Origin of the sequence: Microbulbifer sp. VAAF005 (assembly GCF_030012985.1) — a bacterium.
Taxonomy (GTDB): Bacteria; Pseudomonadota; Gammaproteobacteria; order Pseudomonadales; family Cellvibrionaceae; genus Microbulbifer.
This window is the reverse complement of sequence record NZ_CP120233.1, coordinates 4,444,601-4,465,906: the sequence shown is the minus strand read 5'-3', so window position 1 is coordinate 4,465,906 and position 21,306 is coordinate 4,444,601. Positions and strand designations below refer to the sequence as shown.

Below are 21,306 nucleotides of genomic sequence, written 5' to 3'. Positions count from 1 at the left end.
GAACGCAAAGAGCGCTCCGGGGGAAACTTCCCAACAACAAGCGCGTTACCGCTTATTTACAATGCGGCCGCCCGCAGGCGGCCACCGGGGCAATTAAGCTACAGCGTCTTCCGCTACTGCTTGTTTTTGCAGAGCCAGTTTGGGATCTACAAACTCGTAACCCAATACGTCGGCTACGGCTTGGTAGGTCACCATGCCAGCGTGAACATTCAGGCCTTCCAGCAGGTTGGAATCGTCCAACAGTGCCTGCTTGGCGCCTTTATTTGCCAGGGCTACCGCGTAAGGCAGGGTGGCATTGTTCAGGGCCATAGTAGAGGTGCGAGCTACACCGCCGGGCATGTTGGCTACACAGTAGTGAACCACACCATCAACTACGTAAGTAGGCTCTTGGTGAGTAGTCGCCTTGGAAGTCTCGAAACAACCGCCCTGGTCAATAGCAACGTCAGCTACAACTGCGCCTTTTTTCATGCGGCTGATAATGTCGCGGGTCAGCAGTTTGGGGGCTGCCGCGCCAGGAATCAGAACCGCACCAACAACCAGGTCAGCTTCCAGTGCGTGCTTTTCAATAGCATCGTTAGTGGAGTACTCAGTGCGAACCGCACCACCGAAAATATCGTCCAGCTGACGCAGACGCGGCAGGGAGCGGTCGAGGATAGTAACGTCAGCACCCATACCCAGGGCCATCTTCGCTGCGTTAGTACCAACAACACCGCCACCGATAATCAGGACTTTAGCGGGAGCGACACCGGGAACACCGCCGAGCAGTACGCCGAGACCACCCTGGGCTTTTTCCAGGTGGTGGGCACCGCACTGTACAGACATACGACCGGCAACTTCAGACATAGGCGCCAGCAGAGGCAGGCCACCGAAACGGTCGGTTACAGTTTCATAAGCGATGCAGGTAGCGCCGGATTTCACCAGCAACTCAGTTTGTTTGGGGTCTGGAGCCAGGTGCAGATAGGTGTACAGAACCTGCCCAGGACGCAGCATTTCGCACTCGTGGGGCTGGGGCTCTTTTACCTTGACGATCATATCGGCAGTGGCAAAAATCTCTTCCGGAGTATCGATAATCTTGGCGCCGGCTTGAACGTACATCTCATCGGGGAAACCAATAGCGGCACCACCATCCTTCTGTACGATCACTTCGTGGCCGTGGCCAACCAGTTCGCGAACACTCGACGGCGTCAGGCCAATACGATACTCGTGGTTCTTAATCTCTTTAGGGACGCCAATCAACATTTTCCTTCTCCTCGCTCTGTGCGCTCGGTACTGCCTTAATCAAATAGGAGTACCTAATTTCTATGTTTTCCCCAGTATAAGAACAGTTAAGAAGTGGATATTTAGTAGATTTTTGATAAAACTAGTGGAATCCACTATACAACCTGTCGCCAAGTCTACTTTTTGACCATGTCGACCAATTCGGAGTCAGCAGTTATGCGCAAACGTGCGGGAGAGCTAAGCACTATCGACCGGAACATATTGCGTGTTCTACAAAAGAATGGACGAACCAGCTATGCAGAGCTGGCCCGGCAGGTAGGTCTGACCGCGACCCCCTGCGTCGAACGGGTCAAACGCCTGGAAAGTGACAACGTCATTCAGGGCTACACCGCCCTGATCAACCCGGAGTACCTCGATGCTGCCCTGGTCGTTTTTGTGCAGATCAGACTGAATCGATCCGCACAGGATGCCTTCGAGGAATTTCGCAACGCCGTGGCCGCCCTGCCGGAAGTGCAGGAGTGTTACCTGGTATCCGGGAATTTCGATTACCTGATCAAAGCCCGGGTTGCGGATATGAGTGCCTACCGCAAGTTCTACGGCGAAACACTTTTGACACTGCCGGAAGTGCAGGAGTGCACCAGCTATGTGGTGATGGAAGAAGTCAAAGAGACATTGGAAGTACCGGTTCACTACAACCGATAGGGGGATAGATCGATGAGTGGCCACAGCCACTCATCTGCATAAACCGGCAATCAGTATTGAATGCCCAGTTTCCGGTAAATAAACCCGATCACCCAGGCAGGGCCGATCAACAGGAATTGTAAGTCCTTAAAGAAAGAGGGTTTCTTGCCTTCGATATGGTGGCCAATGAATTGGAACACCCACATGATCACAAATAGGGCCAGTGCCGTCTGCCAGATGGGCACCCCCAGCCGCTCCAATACCGACCAAGCCCACAAACACAGAACCGTTAATCCCGTCATTCCCAGGGCAATGGGAAACGACATCGCGAAATAAAACAGAAGAATCGGGATTGTCACCACGACAGCCCAGTTCAGCCAGGGAATTGTCGCCATAAATTCCGGCTGCGGAACTGCCCACAAAAGTCCGGCCACAGTTGCATAAATTACGGGAACAGCAATCCAATGAATGGATTTGTTGATCGGATTCTGATGACTCTCACCATACTCGGAAAACCACTGCTGGGCACTGCGCATGACAATCTCCTCATTCTTATATTGTTATTGTCAGAGCAATAATAATCCCCAACCCATGGATATCAATCAATGGCCGAAAATACCACGAGGCCTACAAAACGTGGCTTTTAGCGCCTAACGTAGGCATCCAACTGGGATAGATAGAGATCCGCCATCGATTTATCGAAACAACAGAATACAACCTGCTGCGGCGCCCCCTCCTTCTCCTGAAATTGCTGCACCTGCTCTACAGCCACCTCTACGGCCAGCTCCGGGGGTAGTCGTAAACGCCACAACTGATCGCCGGAAAAGCAATCGAGCGCATATTTTCGCGCCGAGCCAATGCCAGGCAGTGCCGATAACAGCTGGAGAGCAGCTCGGGCTCACCCAAACTGCCGCCGCGCCAAACAGGCCCAACCGTGTGGTAGATACGTTTTACGGGAATGGAATAAGCGCCAGTGGCGCGCACTTCACCAACAGGACAGCCGCCCAGACTGCGGCAGGCTTCCAGTAGATTGGGCCCCGCTGCGCGGTGTATGGCCCCATCGACACCACCGCCTCCCAAGAGACGGCTGTTGGCAGCATTGACGATTACATCGACGTGCAATCGAGTGATATCACCGAGATGAACTTTGATCACTCAGCATCTCCAACCGCTATTTGAATAATTGCTGCGGATGGAAATCCATTTCACTTCACAACAGTCGCACCTTTGCCAGAGGTGCGCCCCTAGCGCGGCTGGTCTGTCTCGGCCCGAGCGAGTCGCTCGGGCTCAAGTCCTGCCCTACCCCCTCAACCAAGCAACTTGCGGTGCTGTGAGGCAACGGCTTCCGGGCACTTCGTCAGCGCGCTCACTAACACGATAGCAGCTGAAGAGAAAACAAAACCCGGCAACAGCTCATAAACATCAAAAATGCCACCGGAGAGTTGCTCCCACACTACAACGGTGAGGCCGCCAACGATAACACCGGCAATAGCGCCACTGCCCGTCATACGGGACCAGTAGAGACTGATCAGCAACGCCGGGCCAAAGGCAGCGCCCAGGCCAGCCCAGGCGTAACTCACCACATCCAGAACCTTGGAATCCGGGTCCATCGCAATCCACACAGCGACCAGTGATAAAGCAACCACCGCCCAGCGCCCCACTTTCACCATGGCTTCCGGAGTGGTCTCACGCCCAAACCAAACGTGGTAAATATCCTCTGCCAGTGCAGCCGAGGACACCAACAGCTGGGAATCTGCCGTACTCATAATGGCAGATAGAATCGCCGCCAAAAGAACACCGGCAACTAGCGGGTGGAACAGCACCTGCACCATTTCCATAAACACAGTCTCGCCATCCGGCAGGCTCTGCTGGATTTCCAGGTGGGCAAACAGGCCTACCGCCATTGCACCCAAGAAACCGGCTAGGGACCAAACCGCCGCTACTGTCGCCGCAACCGGAATATCGTTAGGGCTGCGCACCGCCATAAATCGCGCCAAGATATGCGGCTGACCGAAGTAGCCCAATCCCCAGGCCAGGGAACTGAGTATCGCCACCAGGCTTAATGTTTGCCCGGTGTTATCAGTCATCCAGTGGGTCAGCTGTGGCATCTCCGTTTGCAGGCGAGTCCAGCTGGCAGAAAAACCACCCTGGTCAGAAATAACAACGAGAGGCACCGCAATCAGCGCTGCACTCATCAGCAGCCCCTGGAACACATCGGTCCAGGACACAGCCAAAAACCCGCCAAACAGGGTGTAAGAAATAACGGCAACCGCACCGATAATCACCGCCCAGCGATAATCCCAGCCAAACACCGTTTCAAACAGTTTGCCGCCGGCAATCAGGCCCGAAGCCACATAGAAAAGGAAAAATAACAGAATGAATATCGCGCAGACTGTGCGCAGATAGGGGTGCCCCATCTTAAACCGACGATCTAGATAAGCTGGCACCGTCAGGGAATCGTCCAGCTCATAGGTGTAGATGCGCAGACGCCGGCCCATTGTCACCCAGCTCAGAACGATGCCGGAGAAAAGACCGATTGCGATCCAACCGGCAGAGAGCCCCGCCGCATAGGCCGCGCCAGGCAGTCCCAGTAGCAGCCAGCCACTCATATCCGAGGCCCCGGCAGACAGGGCCGCCACAGCCGGCGGCAGGGAGCGGCCGCCGAGGAAATAGTCGCTGGCATTTTTTGTACGCATGTAGGCGTAAATACCGATAACAACAATCAACGCCAAATAGGCGACAAAAGTAAGGGCGATCAGCCACTCGGCGGCCATAAGGGATTCCTTCTGATCAAAGTGGGGTGGTACTTGGCGCGGGAATAGTCTGCGTTTTCCTGCTCAATTTTTCAGCGCATTGAGCTATGGAAAGAGCACCACCTAAAAATTGTTATGTTTATTGCGCGTAAATCTACCCATAAGGTGGCGCCGACTCAATCAGCAAACTACATATATGTTGGATACAACTACAGAAAAAAAGACAACACTATGGGCATTTGTCTGGACGAGCTCCGACTCCAGGTTATCCGTCCAACCCTCAAGCACTTGAGAGCCTGGAGCCAGGGCATGGAGAATCTCCTTCTGGGAACCGCTGCCCAGGAGTCGCAATTGGGCTTCCACCTCAAACAGGGACGGCGCCACGGGCTGGGTATTTACCAAATCCAGCCCCACACCCACCGGGAAATCTGGGATCAATACCTGATCGATCACCCGAGCCTCGCCTCAAAAGTGCGAGGGCTGGCGAGCCAGCGGGATTTTCTCGATCACCCCCACAGCGAACTGACCACCAACCTGCGCTATGCCACAGCCATTGCCTGGCTGATTTACAGGTCGGCCGAAGTCCACAAGATCCAGGACGAGGAAACCTCAGACGTGGCCAATATGGCGCGCCTCTGGCATCAGCACTTTCACCACGGGCCCAGTGCCAGTCCCCGGGACTTTGAATGCAGTTACGCGCAACTGGTCAGCGGTGCGGATCCTACAGATTCAGCGCCTCGATATACTGGGGCTCCACTTCCTGAGCATCCTCAGGCTCCCAAGAATTCACCTGGCGCTGGATTGAATGGTCAGGACGCTCGACAGCCGACGGCGTAGAGCGATCCAGTTCCAGACTCTCAAAATCGTAGAGGTCCCTGTCCGCCAATTGTGACGGGGACACCCGGGTAATCGCGGCGAAAATATTCTCGCTGCGGCCTGGGAATTTCTTATCCCACTCCCGCACCATCTGCTTGATCGCCTGGCGCTGAAGGTTCTCCTGGCTGCCGCACAGGTTGCACGGAATAATCGGAAACTGCTTGTACTCGGCGTACTGGGCGATGTCCTCTTCGCGGCAATAGGCGAGCGGACGGATCACGATATTGCGGCCATCGTCGGCGCGCAGTTTGGGCGGCATCGCCTTGAGGCGACCACCGTAAAACATATTCAGGAACAGGGTCTCGACGATATCGTCTTTGTGATGGCCCAGTGCCACCTTGGTGGCGCCAATTTCTTCAGCAAAGCCATACAAGGTGCCACGGCGCAGACGGGAGCAGAGCCCGCAAGTGGTTTTGCCCTCGGGCACCACTTCCTTCACGACCGAGTAGGTATCCTTCTCAACAATATGGTGGGGAACACCCAGGGATTGCAGGTATTCCGGCAGGATATGTTCAGGGAAACCCGGCTGTTTCTGGTCCATATTGACCGCCACCAGTTCAAAGTTGACCGGCGCTGTCTTCTGCAAATTCAGCAGCACGTCCAGCATGGCGTAGGAATCCTTACCGCCGGACAAACAGACCATAATCTTGTCGCCCTCTTCAATCATATTGAAGTCGGCGATGGCGCGGCCCACATGGCGGCGCAGGCGCTTTTGCAGCTTATTAAACTCGAGCCGCTCGCGGCGGTTTTCCAATTCGGGCATGGTGTCTCTCTAACTCATTCGCGACCAGTGACCGGGCCCAGAGTACCGGCACAAAACCTTAAACTTTGGGACCAGAGCCAGGCTTTCCTGTTCCTGGGGGCGCGATTGTACGCATTTCGATCACGGAGTACACGACTCACCAGCCGCCTTCTCCCCCAACAGGGACTTCACGCAGGGCCAGACATGATCCAGCAGGGCCGGCTGCGCCTTAGCGGTGGGGTGGATACCGTCGGATTGCATAGCGCCCTGCTCCAGGGCCACGGTTTCCAACAGGAAGGGCACCAGGGCGACCTCTTCGGCCTTAGCTACTTTGGGGAATACAGCGGCAAAAGCCTCGGTATAAGCGCGGCCGTAGTTCGGCGGGATACGCATCCCCAGCAGCAGAACTTCAGCCCCGGAATCTTTTGCCAGCTTGACCATCTGCTGCAAATTGCGCTGCAAGCTCTGGGGTGGATAGCCGCGCAAACCGTCGTTACCCCCCAACTCGACAATCAGCCACTGGGGATTGTGCTCTTCCATCAGGCGCGGCAGCCGGGTCAGGCCGCCTGCGGAGGTCTCCCCACTGATGCTGGCATTGACCACCTTCACCGGGCGCCCCTTCTCCTGCAAGCGCTCTTGCAACAAGTTGACCCAGCCCAACTCCTCATCGATACCGTAGGCCGCACTTATGCTATCCCCTAATACGAGCAGAGTGCCGGGCTTGTTTGCACTCAGTGCCAGATTGGGGACCGACAGCATCAGCACCAAGCCGAACCGAGTCAGTAACTGCCGAAAAAAGGCTGTTGTCATGTCATACTCTCCAAAAATCTCGCGTATCCGCAAAGGGAATACAGTATGTCCGCCATTCTCACGGCAGAAAACCTCTATCACAGGGTCTCCACCAGCGAAGGGCCACTGACCCTATTAAACAATATCTCCCTGAAAGTCGCCCGTGGCGAGAGCCTCGCTGTGACAGGGGCCTCAGGTTCCGGCAAGTCCACCCTGCTCGGCCTATTGGCGGGATTGGACAAACCTACCGAGGGCAAAATCTGGCTGGCGGGCGACGAGATCACCGCCATGGACGAAGAGCAGCGCGCAGCGGTGCGCGCCCGCTGCGTGGGCTTTGTATTCCAGACTTTCCAACTACTGCCCGGCCTTACCGCCCTGGAAAATGTGATGCTACCGAGCGAATTGCGCGGTGAGCGAGGCGCCGCCAAGCGGGCGGAAGAGTTTCTCTCCCGTGTGGGTCTGGAACAGCGACTGCGCCACTACCCGCGCCAGTTATCCGGCGGTGAGCAACAGCGGGTGGCCATTGCCCGGGCCTTTGCCAGCTTTAGCAGCAAAGATGCCATCCTGTTTGCCGACGAACCCACCGGCAGCCTCGACGCCGGCAACGGCGCCAAAATTATCGACCTACTGTTTAAACTCAACGAAGAATCTGACACCACCCTGGTGCTGGTGACTCACGAACAGCGACTGGCAGAGCGCTGTGCCTCCCACCTGCATATGTCGGCAGGCGCTGTAGATTCTTACGCTCCCCTTATCGACGGAGACAACCTGTCGGAGGTGTCCGCCTGATGCTGCCACTCAGACTGCTGTTCAGGGACTGGCGCGGTGGCGAGTTGGCGCTGATTGCCTCGGCCCTGGTTTTGGCTGTTACCTGTGTCACTGCGATCGCCCATTTCACCGACCGCCTTACCCGCGCCATGGAGCAGCAATCCCTCACCTTCCTGGCCGCAGAGCGGGTGCTGCGCAGCAGTAAGCCTGTGGATAGCGCATGGCTGGAGGAAGCCGACAAAAAGGGATTGGAACAGGCCCAGATAGTCCAGTTTTCATCCATGATTTCCGCCAACGACCAGTTCCAGTTTGTCTCGGTCAAAGCCGTCGACAAAGGCTATCCATTGGTGGGGCAACTGGAAATCAGCAAGTCCCCGGAAGGCCCAGGGGAAGTGGCACCGCAAGGACCTCCCCGGGAGAAGCCTGGGTGGAGTCCCGCCTTCTACCTTTGATGGGAATCCAGCTCGGCGATCCTATCGCCCTCGGCGACACCCAATTAAAAGTGACAGCCATACTGGAGCGGGAACCCGACCGGGGCACCAGCCTGTTTGATATGGGCGCGCGACTGCTAGCCAATACCGCCGACCTGCCCGCCGCAGGTGTGATCCAGCCCGGCAGCCGAGTGCGCTACCGCTACCTGTTTGCCGGTGATGACCAAGTCCTAAAGGATTACTTTGACTGGCTCAAACCTCAACTAACTGAACACCAGCGGATCTTGGACCTGCGCGAAGGCCAGCCCCGTGTTGCCTCAGCCCTGGATAGAGCCGAGTCCTTCCTGTTTCTCGCCGCCAGCCTTGCCGTTCTCCTCGCCAGTGTCGCCGTAGGCCTGGCAGCCAGACGCTACGGATTGCGCCACGGCGCCTACGTAGCCGTAATGAAAAGCCTCGGTGCAGGGCGCAACAAAATTCTCGGTATCTACCTGGGACAGCTGGCCGCCCTCACCCTGATTGCCACCGCTATCGGGCTGGCACTGGGCACCTTTATCCAGAGCCAGGCGGTCAACCTGATGGAGGGGTTCTTCCCAGTTCAACCCCGGCTACCAGCTGGAGCCCACTGCTGATCGGGCTCGCTACCGGCATCGCCTGCGCCCTGGGCTTCGCCCTGCCGCCGCTGTTCCGTTTGGCGCGCACAGATCCGATGCAAACCCTGCGGCACGACTGGAGTAATCCGGACAGACGCGAATGGCTCGGCCTGATCCTCGGCCCCAGCGCCATGCTGCTTCTGATCTGGTGGCTGTCCGGCAGTCTGCTCATGACGCTCGCCTTGTTTGTCGGCATGCTCCTGTTGGTAGCCGGCAGCGCCCTGGTTAACCGACTTTTGGTGCGCGGAAAGCTGGCCTCCCTGGGCGGCGCCTGGCGCATTGCCCTGGGCAGCCTGCAACGCCGCGCTGCATTCAACACCCTATTGATTGCCGCTTTTGGCACCGGATTATTGGCCATGCTGGCCATGGTCTTTGCCCGCACGGCCCTGGTGGACGAATGGCGGATGCAATTGCCGGAAAAAGCCCCCAACCACTTCCTCCTGAATATCGCCCCCCACGACGTTCCAACCATGGAAAACATGCTGGCAGAGGGCGAGGTAAGCAGCACCGAGTTTTACCCCATGGTGCGCGGCCGTTTGGTAGCGATTAACGGCGTCTCGATTAAAGAGAAAAAGATCGTCCCGGCGGTGTTCGCCGGGAATTAAACCTGAGCTACACCGATACCCTGGCGCCGGACAACCGTATCTTGGAAGGCAAGTGGTGGGACAAGGCCAGCGAAGGTGTTTCCGTAGAAGTGGAGCTGGCAGCCCAGCTGGAACTGTCACTGGGAGATCAGTTGCGCTTTTCCATCGGCGGACTGGAAGTAGAAGCCCCGGTAGCCAGCTTCCGCTCGCTGGACTGGAACAGCATGCGCCCCAACTTCTATATGATATTTGCGCCAGGCACTATCGATGATTTCCCGGCTACCTATATCACCAGTTTTTACCTCCCACTGGAGGACAAGTTGCTGGTCAACGACCTGGTTCGCGCCTTCCCCAGCGTCAGCGTGATAGAGCTGGATAAGATCATCCAGCGTATCCGCGACACCATTAACCAGGTGTCCTTCGCTATCGAATCGGTTATGGCCCTGATGCTGGTTGCCGGGGTCCTGGTATTAATCGCCGGGGTCCGCGCCAGTATCGCCGAGCGATTGCAGGAAGCGGCAATTATCCGCACACTGGGAGGCCGCAGGCGCTTGTTGCTGAGAAGCCTGATACTGGAATTTGGCCTACTGGGTTTTGCCGCCGGTTTGCTCGCGGCTATCGGTGCGGAAGCCACCTTGGCCGTGCTGTCTTATTGGGTCTTTGAACTGCCGGTGATATTGCACCCAGTCCTTTGGCTAACCGGACCACTCACCGGTGCTGTACTGGTTGGCACTGCCGGTACCCTGGCCTGTTACAGCTCGATCAGCCAGCCCCCGCTCAAAGTACTGCGCGAACTGGCCTAACGGATGATTGTCGGCTCTTAAGAATAAAGATGTAGTTTTTATGGACCTGGATTTCGATCGCAAACATATTTGGCACCCCTACTCCTCCCTGATCGACCCGCCGCCGGTATACCCGGTGACGCGGGCCGAAGGGGTACGTATTTACCTGGAAGACGGGCGCGGCCTGATCGACGGTATGTCCTCCTGGTGGAGCGCCCTGCACGGCTACAATGTGCCCGAGCTAAACCAGGCCATGCGCGATCAGATGGACAAAATGTCCCATGTGATGTTCGGGGGTTTAACTCACGAACCGGCGATCGAGCTGTGCAAGAAACTGGTAAAAATCACTCCAGCCGGCCTCAACCGGGTATTTCTTGCTGACTCCGGTTCAGTGTCTGTGGAAGTGGCTATCAAGATGGCCGTCCAATACTGGCACTCCCATGGCAAGCCCGAAAAGAACCGCCTGCTGGCCCTGCGCAACGGTTACCACGGTGATACTTTCGGGGCCATGGCCACCTGTGACCCAGTCACCGGAATGCATCATTTGTTCTCCGAGCATCTGAACCAGCACCAGTTTGCCCCCTCACCACAAACCCCCTTTGGCAGCAGCTGTAGTGACAGCGATATCGCCGAACTGCGCCAGCAAGTGGAAGAGAACCGCGATCAACTCGCTGCGATTATTTTAGAGCCCATTGTCCAGGGCGCCGGCGGCATGCGTTTTTATTCTGCCGATTATTTGCGCCGGGTGCGCGAGCTCTGCGACGAGAACAATGTACTGCTTATCGCCGATGAAATCGCCACCGGCTTTGGCCGCAGCGGTAAAATGTTTGCCTGTGAGCACGCCGATATCACCCCCGATATCCTCACACTGGGCAAAGCCCTCACCGGCGGCACCATGACCCTCGCCGCCGCCCTCTGTACCGATAAAGTAGCCGAAGGTATTTGCAGCGGAGAAGCCGGTGTGTTTATGCACGGCCCCACTTTTATGGGTAACCCCCTGGCTTGTTCCGTCGCTAACGCCAGTATTCAACTGCTACTCAACAGCCCCTGGCAGGAACGAGTAACCGCAATCGAACAGCAGCTGGCTGAACAGCTGGCCCCATTAAAATCCGCACCGGGTGTCGCTGATGTTCGAGCCCTTGGGGCGATTGGCGTGGTGGAAATGCGCGAGCCGGTAAATACGGCCAAGGTGCAGGAAGCTTTAATCGAACGTGGAGTTTGGCTGCGCCCCTTCGGCAAGCTGGTCTACGCCATGCCGCCCTATGTGATTTCGAAAGAAGACCTTAGCCAATTAACTTCGGCAATGGTCAATGTTCTGGGAGAGATCCAATAGCGTCAGTACCAATTAATTTGTGAAGCCGGTCTCAATAATTCCGGATAAATCAGCTCTTTCTGTAAAAACCAGCGGCGTTGTTACAGCAAATAGTGGGTTAGCTGATTACTTTTCTTAACACGGGGGTCGCCTCTTCCAGGCTAAAGGCCTCCGTTTACCCCTCCCGAACGCGCCTCTCTCAGATTCCATTTTCTTAATCCTTTCAAATTTTGATCAACTTGATCGCAATTTTTTCGAGAAGTGTTTTGAGCACCTAAAAATTCCTGTATCATGAATGTTAATGATAGTTATCCTCATTTAGGATAGCGATCAAAGTGGTCAAAATGATCACTGAAAAATGTTAGGCATTCACCTCGCCCGATCAATGCCTTACCAACCCTTAAAGTTTGGGCGTTAGAGAGGAAAAATGAGAACTTTAATTGCATTACTTTTTGCTGTTACTTTTGCTACCACTGCTCAAGCTAGCCCTGCTGCCGGAGAAAAGCCCATCCAGCACTTTAAAGTAGCGAAAGTTACTTCCTTGAAGGATGCGAGAAAGATTTTTGTTGAGACAACAGAAGAAATTAAGGGAAAGAAAAAGCTTAATCCTGCTGAGCTCCACGAGATTCATGTCATCACCTACAGACTCGAAAAAAGTGTTGAGTATTTCGCTGAGAACCTGAAGGGTGAAAGGAAGCAGCTGGCAAAAGACATCGCCGTTGTTGTGGAAAACATCCACATTAACTCCGAAAACAACCGCCCAGAAAAAACCCGCAAGGATCTGAATCACTACTTTAAATTAGCAGACAAATTTGCTGCTGGATTTAAGCATAAACATCACTAATACAGATCACTTCCGAGCTTAACCTGTGGCTCTATCCGCAGCGAAAGGCTCGACTGAAAGCGCTAACTATCAGCAGTTAGCGCTTTCATAGCAACACCACCCGTTCATGGCGACACGCCACAATCCCAATCAGATTCTCAACGATTTCCACTGCCCATATTTCCTTCCCTTTTGATCCGCCTATAAATCTCCTCGCGGTGTACGGGCAGGGATTTTGGAGCAATTATTCCTACCTTTACCTGATTGCCCTTAACTTCCAATACGGTGATTGAGACATTCGCTCCAATCCGTAAGTTCTCGCCTGTGCGGCGCTTTAAGATCAACATATTTGTTTCCTACTGATACTCAAACCATGGATTGACCTTCCACAATGGGAAAGTTTGGATAGAACTGTTTTGAGTAACTGCGAGGAGGTGCGCGAGAACGGTAGGCATAGAATAAAAAAAGGCAGACGCAACGCCCCCAGGGCCTGGGGAATCTCTCCAAGCCGCTGATTGTGCTCCACTTTATTGAAGACGAGCGGGTTTCTAGCGTACTATGCATATAGCCATCTTGATAGTGTATGTATCAATTTGGTCAGCTGGCCCCAGGTGTTCCAGCACCTTGGGTCAGCGCCTTTTACTTATTCTTACTTCACGCTACCGTTCTCCTTTGAGGGGTTGGTTTTTAGAAGATTCTTGGGTTCATTATTCTATAGGCTCTTCGAACCGAGCTGCTTTGATTGTTGCCTTTAGATGGCTTCTTAACCGCCGTCAAAATATCAATAAATATCTATCGATTTTACGTGGCTTTGACACTAAAACAATCCTAATAAAATCTAATAAGATTATTTTTGTGCCTAAATTTTTTGTTGCTCAAGATTTGCAAAATGTCTGTCACGTTTGAGAATGGCCGTTAAGACAGGTGCTCTCCCCCGCCTTTCACTTTAAAATCCAGAAACAATAGATCATCCATAGCAGCTTCATTTTACTGATTAAATATATTCTATTTTTTTCCTGTACTCTCCATTTCGAACATCAAAAACAACCAAACATATACCATGCAAAAAGAGTGTCAGCTTGTTGATTTTTAACCAATTATATCCATGATCAAAAGCAGCAAAACATCAGGATGTAATCCAGCCACAATATATCCACTTGAGAAATCTCCCGCCAGTGTTGACCAGCATACTGATTTATTTGTTTTTTCAGCTAGAGGGTTTGTTGCACTTTAGGTATATTGACTAGCGATATAATGCAGCTTCTTTTGAATACGCAGTTAAGGGGCTGCGCGCCTGAAACCAGAATAAGGATATTTAAATGAGACTGCATGAGCTTCAAATAAATAATTTTAGAAAACTCAAGAATTGCAAAATAAATTTTAGGGATACAACCTTTCTTATCGGCCCAAATAATGCAGGAAAATCAAGCGTTTTTTCTGCGATAGACTACTTCCATAAGAATTCAAATTTGGATAGAGAAGATTATTCAAAAGAGTATAACGAAGAGGAAGAGAGCTATACCTATGAAGATGAAGTTGAGATTGTGGCAGAGTATCACAATTTACCGTCTGCCGCTCACAGCTGGGTAGGATTTAAAGGCAGGGTTATATCATCTCAAGATCAGCTAGATGGAGAAACCGGAAACTCCATCATTTATAAGAAAGTTTGGTCCCTTAACCAAAGCAAACCAAAGATATTCATGAAGGAATATCCGCGAAGGAGGAGCGCATTGTATGCTGAATGTAGAATAGTATCAGACCTCGTAGGAGAGCATTACTCGGAAACATTCTTGAAAGAGCATTTTGGCGAATCTAACTTTGAAAAAAAGTTAACTGTAACAGCAACAAAATCAAAACTATTGGATCTGCCAGAATGCTGGGATATTCAAACAGACGAAGAAGCTACCTGGGTTGAAAACCCCGGTGGAATTCCCGGTAATGTATTATCAAAACTTCCCATAATTGTTGTAATACCAGCAGAATCTTGCATTTCTGAGCTGACAAGCCCCGGAGGGGCACTATTTACCCTATTAGGGGGACTATTTGATCAGGTCAGGAGTAACTCTGAAAATTACGTTCAAGCACAGGCTTTTCTAAATAACCTTGCAGCTGAGCTCAACCCAAATGACCAGGAAACTGATTTTGGCCAACTAATTAGTGACCTTAATGGAATGGTTGATACGCTTTTTCCTGATTCGGCTGTACATGTTAGTGCGACACTTGACGTGCCTGAAAAATCCATAAAGCCTCAATTTAAAGTGGAAATGGAAAGCAATGTAAAAACTGCTGTTAACTATCAAGGTCATGGAATGATCAGGGCAACCGCATTCCAGCTTTTAAGATTCGTGCAAGACTTTATAAACAGAAATACTGACACCCCTAGAGCAACAATTTTTTGCTTTGAGGAGCCAGAAATCTATTTGCATCCTTCAGCTGCTAACCAAATGCGGGATTCATTATATGATCTGGCGGGACCAAACTGCCAAATCATAGCGACTACTCACTCGCCTTACATGATCAATCTCGGCTCAGAAAAAAGCATGAGCCTTGCGAAATTTAACTTTACTGAAGACAATTTCTCAACAGCCAACTCATTCAATCTAGAAGAAGCTTTCGTTGAACTCGCTGAAGACGAAAAGCAAAACTTGAAGATGCTCTTGAAAGTTGATGATTACATATCAAGAATGTTCTTTTCCAAGAAATGTGTGTTTGTTGAAGGAGATACAGAAGAAGTTGTTGTGCGTGAAACGATTAAGAGGCTATCTCATGAAGACAAGGCAAAGGTAATAGGAAACTGTGAGTTTCTCAGAGCCAGAGGAAAAGCAGTTCTTATATCGATTGCAAAATATTTGAATGCGCTAAATATAAACTACATATTTATGCACGATCGCGATGAAGGGACAGAACGCGCTGAAGCGATGAACGCCCCAATTCTGGCCCAAACAGGTCAAGATCGTCGAATTATGATTGAGGAATGCATTGAGGATCTACTGGGCTATGATGCACCAAGTAGCGAAAAACCATACATGGCCCACCTGCATATACAGAACAATTGGGGTGATGAATTTATTGATTTACCCAATGACTGGAAGTCTACTTTTATCACCTTATGCAGTCCATATTTAGACCATCTTCGAGAGGCCCCTTAAATCGGCTAGCCAGTAGTTTCTAGCTCCCCCCACCACCCATCGTGCGGGTCCGCAATGGGTGGTTCCCTATCCGTAATAAATCTCTATTCAACGGTAGTATCGAGCAACTATTCATTTGAATTGAGCGCCATGACCATACGCTACCTCTACGTGATATTTGGCTGGACACATATCGGTAGGCTAGCCCTGTCTTTTAATTTGCAGAGTTAAGTTCTGGCCTTCGCCATATACAAGCTATTAATCTTGGCATTAGGTTACTATACCATCCGCTGATCTACGCTTAATCACCTTGATCATTACTGACCGAGGTACTGTTATGCCCCACCACTTTTTTTCAACCCCCACAATGGTGGCTAGTGGGTTGGATCTCCTTATGAGTCAGCGCCCCCAATGGAAGATTCATCGTGGCAGGTTAAACAGACCAACTCAGATAAGAGCGTAAAAATTTCATTACATAACTGCATCATCTATTTTACCCGTTAAGATCAGATGGCTTCGATGTCCCTGACTAACGCGTCTCCAGCCTTAGCCTTATAGGATGCTTATGATCGTCAGCTCATAGTTTTGCGAATAGCCTCATCTTCACAAAATCTCACGGTATTGCAGTTGCCATTCACTAGTAGTTAGCATTTAATAGGGCCATTTAACAGTAATCTTCCCTTAGGGGACATTAGCTCACGCCCACGCTGGGCGCACCAAATTTCTTAAATTTATTTCGGGCGCAATGATCGCACCCTCCACCGGAGGGCCTACACTGCCTCCTGCTGCCGTTTAGCAAGGCCTTATCCGTCATTGAGAACAAGTGGCAAAACTAAAGGATAAAGAGTTATGAATGAAATCAAATGCCCTCATTGTCAAAAAGCATTCAAAATTGATGAGGCTGGATATGCGGACATAATGAAACAAGTTCGGGATAATGAATTTGATCAGGAGTTGCATGAGAGGCTTGAGCTTGCGGAAAAAGAAAAGAGAGCTGCCTTAGAGCTTGCGAAGGAAAAAGTGACAAATGAAATGCTGAAGGCCTCCGCAGTAAAAGATACTGAGATACTAGAATTGAAGGCAAGGATTAAAGCTGCCGAAGTCTCTCAGAAGCTAGCTGTGACAGAGGCCCTTAAAAATATTGAGAGGGAGCGAGACTCACTTGCCTCTGAGTTACAACAAGCCAAGAAAGACTATGAGTCTTCTTCCGAGCTAGCAAAGGCTGAACACATATCCAAACTCAATGAAGCTTCTGCGAGAAAAGATTTTAAAATACAGGAACTTGAATCAAACTTAAGCGCCCAACAAGCAATCCAGAAGCAAGCAGTTACAGAGGCCGTACATGCAACAGAGAAGGAGCGCGAAGAACTCAAGAGTGAACTTGAAAGAGCGAAGCTTGAGAAACAGCTGTCGGAGACATCTCTAAAAGAGAAGTATGAGACTCAGATTAAGGATCGGGACGATGCAATCGAGCGGCTTAAGGATATGAAAGCCCGTTTATCCACTAAAATGATTGGTGAAACCCTTGAACAACATTGTGAGACTGAATTTAACCGAATAAGAGCAACTGCTTTTCCGAAGGCGTATTTTGAAAAAGACAACGATGCGAAAGGAGGAAGTAAAGGGGATTACATTTTTCGAGACTTAGATGATTCTGGCACTGAATCAGTATCCATCATGTTTGAAATGAAAAATGAACGTGATGAAACAGCAACAAAAAAGAAGAATGAAGATTTCCTTAAAGAACTCGACAAAGACCGCAATGAAAAAGGCTGCGAGTACGCAGTTCTGGTATCGCTGTTAGAAGCAGATAGCGAGCTTTATAATTCCGGTATCGTCGATGTCTCCCACCGTTTCCCTAAGATGTATGTTATCCGCCCCCAATTTTTCATTCCCATAATCACTCTTTTGAGAAATGCTGCTCAGAACTCACTGAAATATAAAGCTGAGCTGGCTGTAGTAAGAGCTCAGAATATTGACATTACCAACTTCGAAGATGAGCTTGATGCATTTAAGTCAGGCTTCGCAAGGAACTACGATCTGGCATCCAGGAAATTTAAAACAGCTATTGATGAAATTGACAAGACCATCACTCATCTTCAGAAAACCAAGGATGCACTGCTTGGCTCTGAGAATAACCTTCGTCTCGCGAATAAAAAGGCAGACGATCTAACAGTTAAAAAATTGACAAAAAAGAATCCAACAATGGCGGCAAAGTTTGCTGAGCTTGAGAGCGATGACGCCTGAATCGGTTAGCCGGTAGTTTCTAGCTACCGGCCCTCACACAATCCACTGAGTGAGTCCGTAATGGTTGCCTCCCTATTCGCAATGAATCTCCACCCAACGATGACGCAATGAAATCAAGCGACCACGCTGATAGCATAACTAAAAAGGTTAAACAGATATCCCCAGATATAGCGTGAACTTTTACTACACAGCTGCATCATTTACTCTACCGTTAGAGCAAATGGCTTCGCCATCCTTGGCCACTTCACCTCCAGGCTAAGCCTTATAGGATATTTCTGTTTGTCAGCTCGTAGTCTTGCTAGCGGCTTCCTCCCCACAAGAACTCCTGGTGTTGCAGTTGCCATTCGCTAGTAGTTAGCATTTAATGGAACCCATTAGACGGTGATCTTCCTACAGGGGACTTTCACCCCATTAGTTCACGCAAATGGTGGGCATACCAAGGCAATTAACTTCGCTCAAGCCTCTGCGTAGATTCCGCCGGACCTCCGCTTCACCTGGCAGTTATTACGGTGTTAAGCAATTTGAATTCGAAGCAGCTTTTTAATTGACAATGGAGTCAAAACAGATGGGACCCTTGAATTATCTTGATATCGATAGACTATCTTTGGTTCCTGAGAAATACTGGTCTTTACATGAGTTCTGCTTTTACTTGCACGATAGTCTCATGGAGGCCGCTAGCACCTATGAACTCAGCGGTTCTCATCTAGTAATCGAAGATATAGTTCAGGAAATCATTACGGAGCATCACCCTAATATAGAAGAGTTTGATTTGATCGAGCTACTTAAAGACAATGAGCTAGATGAAGCATACCGGCAGCATATAGTAGGCCATACGGTCTTAGCGCTATTAAGTGATATGCATCAATTTCTATATTCGTCTCTTGAAGCATTTGAACGACGTAAGTTCTCAGTTGGCTTTTCTCTTCTTCGTAAGGTGCTCAAAGAGCATTTGGTTTTTCTTTGCTGGATTGTCGCTGACGAGACAGATTTTATAAATCGTTTTGAGGGAGATGTATATAAAACTCTTAATAATTTGAGTAAAGAAAAGCGCATAGAAATTTTTGATACTTCCATTGAATGGATCGAGTTGACGAATATGTTTGACTCGAATGTTTTATGGTCTTACATATTTGATAAAAATTTTAGTGGTGGATTTGAGCCCGTCTGGCAGATGGCAACTCACTTAGTAACATCTCAAGGAATTATAAAAACAAAAAGATATTCGTTGAATTTTGCATTCGAGGACAGATCTGACGATTACTACTTCGAACTTCTATATGAAAAATTACCATATTTGCTGATTTTTCTTGTCCAGGTAGCGATGAAAAGTTTGTCGAAAACATGCGAGGTGGATAAAAAAGTAGTAGGTAGGTTCATTATTTCTACTGTAGGGGTCTATGAAGCTCTGTGTCTCACCGGAAAATCGCATATAGCAGTTTTATTACGCACTTTTTTTAAGGATTTTCTTCACTGTATGTTTTGTGGAGAAAAAATTAGACTTACCAAGAAAAAGAGACCGAGACTATTTGTTTCCCAGTTAATTGAGTGCCAGCATTGCAGGGTTGATAATCAATTTCCACTAGACTGGCTTATGTCTAAAGCAAATCTAGTGGTGAAAGAAAACGGAGATATAGATACATTAATAACTAGTAAGCCTAGAATAGCCTAAATCAGGTCAGTAGTTTTTAGCTGCCGGCCCCTACATAACGGCAACATTAGGACACCCACAGATTGAAAGATGACTCTGGAAATAGTACAGGCCTTCCACCTTGACGGCCATTTCTTCTGATCAGGTATACGGCAAGGTGAAATACTGAAAAATTATGCTTTAGTTTTGAAAATTGGGATCAACACTAGGACACCCACAGATTGAAATATGACACAGGAAAAAGTACAGGCCTTCCATCTTGACGGCCATTTCTCCTGATCAGGTATAGGGCAAAGTGAAATACTGAAAAATTATGCTTTAGGTTTGAAAATTGCGCGATTTTGGCCAACCGGAAGGAATAGTATCGAAAGGTTAGGAGGAAATTAGTGGGGCGTTGCAGATAGGAAACGGTGGCAATCGCTTATGCCATGTACCCAACGTTTATTGAGCTGAATACAGGCTTGCCGTACAGCCTCTGCCGTTCCCACCAGGCCTTTAAAGCGGCTTTCAAAGTTCCGATTAAGATAGAGCCAGTGTTTTGCTGAGATGCCCAGCCGCTCAAGGATACGGGGCGCATTTTGAGAAATGGCACCGATCGGCTTGAGACCTACATAGGCTATAAAGTAGGCCTCCTGAATCAAGGCTAGCGGGTTGGGCCCTATATGATTTCAAGGTCACGCAGACAGCAGCAAGCTAAGCAGATCTCTCCAGATAAGAACGTGATCTTTCAATACACGACTACATCATTAGCTCGGCCCATTAGCCACATAGCTACGGCATGCTTGGCCACCTCGCCTCCAGGCTAAGCCTTATAGGATGTTTCTTTTTGTCAGCTCGCAGTTTTACTAGCGGCTTCCTCCCACAAGACCTCGTGGTGTTGTAGTTGTCATTCGCTAGTAGTTAACATTTAATGGAATCCATTAAATGTTGATATCCCTATAGGGGACTTTCACCCCATTAGTTCACGCCCATACAGAGCGTACCAAAACGCTCAACTACACCCCGGCCAAGCGGCCTCTGTCGGACAGCCAAAAGCGTGCTTCGCACTGGCTGCCGGTTAGCTGAGAGTAATTGTGACGGTCGGTTTTAGTGATTTTTCATACTAACTGAAGGTTTAGTGCCACTAAATAGCACCCTGTATTGAGCCATTTTTGCTAGTTGATATTTAGGTAGTTTCGCTCCTAGAGTGTTCGCTCAGGTACTGGAGAAATGGGCAGCCAGCTGTAATTTCGCGGGATACCAGTGAGATAGGGATTGGTTGGGGAAAGTGCGGTATTATTTCCTCTTAAGTATTGGACAGCAGCCAGCCAAGCTGTGGTTGGCAAAGTGCTAGTAGACGGTTCTGGACGCGCCAGCTATAACCAGGCCAGGCAAGATCGCTTAACCCCTTCGGAGCTGCCCTTGGTGGCAACGTTATACGTATCTGAGAATCAGTAATGAATAGTTTTTTAGTTTCCAATATTGCCGACAGGCAACACAAAGTAATCTACAAAGATTTGGGTGAAGGAGCAATTTTTGATCTTTCCCCGTCCCAACATGGCTGGAACGAATTTTCTTCAGTAGAGATTGGTGATTCAGTCTACGTCATAAATAAAAACCTCAATGTTGTGCTGCACTATAAAGTCACTAAGGTAGTGGATGGTATTAAGTTAGACGAATCAACCGAGTTTGCTGATAAGATTGCCTCACCTACAGGTGGTGATGTACGAGTAGTTTTTGGTAGCCCAGTAAATCGCGTAGATATGAAATACCCTACATTCGTGCGCAAAAAAGGCGTCAGAAGCACAAAATTAAATCCAGATACATATAAAATGCTTCAAGGTTTTAACTGTGCAAAATTCTAAAAACCTTATAGCAAGTTAAGGCGCTCGGGC

General features: G+C 50.1%; 23 protein-coding genes. 14 read left to right on the top strand and 9 right to left on the bottom strand.

Going from position 1 to position 21,306, the window contains the following annotated elements; genetic code table 11:
- Window positions 1-93: 93 nt before the first annotated feature.
- On the bottom strand, window positions 94-1,239 hold the full coding sequence (ald, locus tag P0078_RS20085; RefSeq protein WP_282931671.1) for an alanine dehydrogenase: 1,146 nt from the start codon (window positions 1,237-1,239) through the stop codon (window positions 94-96).
- A 195-nt stretch (window positions 1,240-1,434) separates the two neighbouring features.
- Here ald and P0078_RS20080 point away from each other — a divergent pair, with 195 nt between their 5' ends.
- Window positions 1,435-1,920 (top strand): Lrp/AsnC ligand binding domain-containing protein, encoded by a 486-nt coding sequence (locus P0078_RS20080; RefSeq protein ID WP_282931670.1) that lies wholly within the window; start codon window positions 1,435-1,437, stop codon window positions 1,918-1,920.
- Between the two features lie 50 nt (window positions 1,921-1,970).
- Here the strand turns inward: P0078_RS20080 and P0078_RS20075 are convergent, their stop codons facing one another.
- The 4 genes from P0078_RS20075 to putP form a co-directional block, all read right to left on the bottom strand.
- Window positions 1,971-2,435 (bottom strand): Mpo1 family 2-hydroxy fatty acid dioxygenase, encoded by a 465-nt coding sequence (locus P0078_RS20075; RefSeq protein WP_108732210.1) that lies wholly within the window; start codon window positions 2,433-2,435, stop codon window positions 1,971-1,973.
- Between the two features lie 107 nt (window positions 2,436-2,542).
- Window positions 2,543-2,671, bottom strand: coding sequence for a hypothetical protein (locus tag P0078_RS20070; RefSeq protein ID WP_282931669.1), 129 nt, complete (start codon window positions 2,669-2,671; stop codon window positions 2,543-2,545).
- Window positions 2,672-2,673: 2 nt separating this feature from the next.
- Complete coding sequence (locus tag P0078_RS20065) at window positions 2,674-3,054, bottom strand: macro domain-containing protein (RefSeq protein ID WP_282931668.1); 381 nt, start codon at window positions 3,052-3,054, stop codon at window positions 2,674-2,676.
- 152 nt (window positions 3,055-3,206) lie between these two features.
- On the bottom strand, window positions 3,207-4,673 hold the full coding sequence (gene putP, locus P0078_RS20060) for a sodium/proline symporter PutP (protein ID WP_282931667.1): 1,467 nt from the start codon (window positions 4,671-4,673) through the stop codon (window positions 3,207-3,209).
- Window positions 4,674-4,787: 114 nt separating this feature from the next.
- Here putP and P0078_RS20055 point away from each other — a divergent pair, with 114 nt between their 5' ends.
- Window positions 4,788-5,489, top strand: a complete 702-nt coding sequence (locus tag P0078_RS20055; protein WP_282931666.1) for a hypothetical protein — start codon at window positions 4,788-4,790, stop codon at window positions 5,487-5,489.
- Here P0078_RS20055 and ttcA read toward each other — a convergent pair.
- A complete protein-coding gene (gene ttcA, locus P0078_RS20050; protein WP_282931665.1) occupies window positions 5,374-6,291 on the bottom strand; it encodes a tRNA 2-thiocytidine(32) synthetase TtcA in 918 nt (305 codons plus the stop codon). The genes P0078_RS20055 and ttcA overlap by 116 nt on opposite strands.
- Before the next feature lie 120 nt (window positions 6,292-6,411).
- Entirely contained in the window at window positions 6,412-7,080 is a 669-nt protein-coding gene (locus P0078_RS20045; RefSeq protein ID WP_282931664.1) for an arylesterase, read from the bottom strand.
- 45 nt (window positions 7,081-7,125) lie between these two features.
- Here P0078_RS20045 and P0078_RS20040 point away from each other — a divergent pair, with 45 nt between their 5' ends.
- The 7 genes from P0078_RS20040 to P0078_RS20010 all read left to right on the top strand — a co-directional run bounded on the left by P0078_RS20040 (window position 7,126) and on the right by P0078_RS20010 (window position 12,430).
- On the top strand, window positions 7,126-7,848 hold the full coding sequence (locus tag P0078_RS20040) for an ABC transporter ATP-binding protein (protein ID WP_282931663.1): 723 nt from the start codon (window positions 7,126-7,128) through the stop codon (window positions 7,846-7,848).
- Window positions 7,848-8,279, top strand: coding sequence for a hypothetical protein (locus P0078_RS20035; RefSeq protein ID WP_282931662.1), 432 nt, complete (start codon window positions 7,848-7,850; stop codon window positions 8,277-8,279). The genes P0078_RS20040 and P0078_RS20035 overlap by 1 nt, the downstream gene beginning before the upstream one ends.
- Complete coding sequence (locus P0078_RS20030) at window positions 8,255-8,887, top strand: FtsX-like permease family protein (protein WP_282931661.1); 633 nt, start codon at window positions 8,255-8,257, stop codon at window positions 8,885-8,887. The genes P0078_RS20035 and P0078_RS20030 overlap by 25 nt, the downstream gene beginning before the upstream one ends.
- Window positions 8,888-8,946: 59 nt before the next feature.
- The gene (locus P0078_RS20025; RefSeq protein ID WP_282931660.1) at window positions 8,947-9,513 is read left to right on the top strand and encodes an ABC transporter permease family protein; all 567 of its coding nucleotides are present in this window, start codon (window positions 8,947-8,949) and stop codon (window positions 9,511-9,513) included.
- A gap of 41 nt (window positions 9,514-9,554) precedes the next feature.
- Entirely contained in the window at window positions 9,555-10,295 is a 741-nt protein-coding gene (locus P0078_RS20020) for an ABC transporter permease (protein ID WP_282931659.1), read from the top strand.
- Between the two features lie 40 nt (window positions 10,296-10,335).
- A complete protein-coding gene (gene bioA, locus P0078_RS20015) occupies window positions 10,336-11,607 on the top strand; it encodes an adenosylmethionine--8-amino-7-oxononanoate transaminase (protein ID WP_282931658.1) in 1,272 nt (423 codons plus the stop codon).
- Window positions 11,608-12,013: 406 nt separating this feature from the next.
- Window positions 12,014-12,430 carry a DUF6746 family protein gene (locus P0078_RS20010; protein WP_282931657.1) on the top strand — a complete coding sequence of 139 codons (417 nt, stop codon included), beginning with the start codon at window positions 12,014-12,016 and terminating at the stop codon, window positions 12,428-12,430.
- A gap of 137 nt (window positions 12,431-12,567) precedes the next feature.
- Here P0078_RS20010 and csrA read toward each other — a convergent pair whose 3' ends face one another.
- The gene (gene csrA / locus P0078_RS20005; protein WP_282931656.1) at window positions 12,568-12,756 is read right to left on the bottom strand and encodes a carbon storage regulator CsrA; all 189 of its coding nucleotides are present in this window, start codon (window positions 12,754-12,756) and stop codon (window positions 12,568-12,570) included.
- A gap of 277 nt (window positions 12,757-13,033) precedes the next feature.
- Between csrA and P0078_RS20000 the strand changes: the two genes are divergently transcribed.
- From P0078_RS20000 to P0078_RS19985, 4 genes are all read left to right on the top strand, one after another.
- Window positions 13,034-13,315: a hypothetical protein gene (locus P0078_RS20000; protein WP_282931655.1), complete on the top strand. Its 282-nt coding sequence runs from the start codon at window positions 13,034-13,036 to the stop codon at window positions 13,313-13,315.
- A 413-nt stretch (window positions 13,316-13,728) separates the two neighbouring features.
- Window positions 13,729-15,558 (top strand): ATP-dependent nuclease, encoded by a 1,830-nt coding sequence (locus P0078_RS19995; protein ID WP_282931654.1) that lies wholly within the window; start codon window positions 13,729-13,731, stop codon window positions 15,556-15,558.
- An 828-nt stretch (window positions 15,559-16,386) separates the two neighbouring features.
- On the top strand, window positions 16,387-17,784 hold the full coding sequence (locus P0078_RS19990; RefSeq protein WP_282931653.1) for a DUF2130 domain-containing protein: 1,398 nt from the start codon (window positions 16,387-16,389) through the stop codon (window positions 17,782-17,784).
- 565 nt (window positions 17,785-18,349) lie between these two features.
- Window positions 18,350-19,453: a hypothetical protein gene (locus tag P0078_RS19985; protein WP_282931652.1), complete on the top strand. Its 1,104-nt coding sequence runs from the start codon at window positions 18,350-18,352 to the stop codon at window positions 19,451-19,453.
- A gap of 362 nt (window positions 19,454-19,815) precedes the next feature.
- Here P0078_RS19985 and P0078_RS19980 read toward each other — a convergent pair whose 3' ends face one another.
- The gene (locus tag P0078_RS19980; RefSeq protein ID WP_282931651.1) at window positions 19,816-20,073 is read right to left on the bottom strand and encodes a hypothetical protein; all 258 of its coding nucleotides are present in this window, start codon (window positions 20,071-20,073) and stop codon (window positions 19,816-19,818) included.
- A gap of 795 nt (window positions 20,074-20,868) precedes the next feature.
- On the opposite strand from P0078_RS19980, the gene P0078_RS19975 reads away from it, so the two are divergent.
- Entirely contained in the window at window positions 20,869-21,276 is a 408-nt protein-coding gene (locus P0078_RS19975) for a PDC sensor domain-containing protein (protein WP_282931650.1), read from the top strand.
- Window positions 21,277-21,306: the final 30 nt, after the last annotated feature.

What these genes read in the sequence shown, in the direction of transcription:
- P0078_RS19995 (WP_282931654.1), top strand. Translation starts at nt 13,729, where the DNA reads ATGAGACTGCATGAGCTTCAAATAAATAATTTTAGAAAACTCAAGAAT.
- P0078_RS20075 (WP_108732210.1), bottom strand. Translation starts at nt 2,435, where the DNA reads ATGCGCAGTGCCCAGCAGTGGTTTTCCGAGTATGGTGAGAGTCATCAG.
- P0078_RS19985 (WP_282931652.1), top strand. Translation starts at nt 18,350, where the DNA reads ATGGGACCCTTGAATTATCTTGATATCGATAGACTATCTTTGGTTCCT.
- P0078_RS20055 (WP_282931666.1), top strand. Translation starts at nt 4,788, where the DNA reads ATGTTTATTGCGCGTAAATCTACCCATAAGGTGGCGCCGACTCAATCA.
- csrA (WP_282931656.1), bottom strand. Translation starts at nt 12,756, where the DNA reads ATGTTGATCTTAAAGCGCCGCACAGGCGAGAACTTACGGATTGGAGCG.
- ald (WP_282931671.1), bottom strand. Translation starts at nt 1,239, where the DNA reads ATGTTGATTGGCGTCCCTAAAGAGATTAAGAACCACGAGTATCGTATT.
- P0078_RS20035 (WP_282931662.1), top strand. Translation starts at nt 7,848, where the DNA reads ATGCTGCCACTCAGACTGCTGTTCAGGGACTGGCGCGGTGGCGAGTTG.
- P0078_RS20010 (WP_282931657.1), top strand. Translation starts at nt 12,014, where the DNA reads ATGAGAACTTTAATTGCATTACTTTTTGCTGTTACTTTTGCTACCACT.
- ttcA (WP_282931665.1), bottom strand. Translation starts at nt 6,291, where the DNA reads ATGCCCGAATTGGAAAACCGCCGCGAGCGGCTCGAGTTTAATAAGCTG.
- P0078_RS20080 (WP_282931670.1), top strand. Translation starts at nt 1,435, where the DNA reads ATGCGCAAACGTGCGGGAGAGCTAAGCACTATCGACCGGAACATATTG.
- P0078_RS20045 (WP_282931664.1), bottom strand. Translation starts at nt 7,080, where the DNA reads ATGACAACAGCCTTTTTTCGGCAGTTACTGACTCGGTTCGGCTTGGTG.
- P0078_RS20040 (WP_282931663.1), top strand. Translation starts at nt 7,126, where the DNA reads ATGTCCGCCATTCTCACGGCAGAAAACCTCTATCACAGGGTCTCCACC.
- P0078_RS19975 (WP_282931650.1), top strand. Translation starts at nt 20,869, where the DNA reads ATGAATAGTTTTTTAGTTTCCAATATTGCCGACAGGCAACACAAAGTA.
- bioA (WP_282931658.1), top strand. Translation starts at nt 10,336, where the DNA reads ATGGACCTGGATTTCGATCGCAAACATATTTGGCACCCCTACTCCTCC.
- P0078_RS19990 (WP_282931653.1), top strand. Translation starts at nt 16,387, where the DNA reads ATGAATGAAATCAAATGCCCTCATTGTCAAAAAGCATTCAAAATTGAT.
- putP (WP_282931667.1), bottom strand. Translation starts at nt 4,673, where the DNA reads ATGGCCGCCGAGTGGCTGATCGCCCTTACTTTTGTCGCCTATTTGGCG.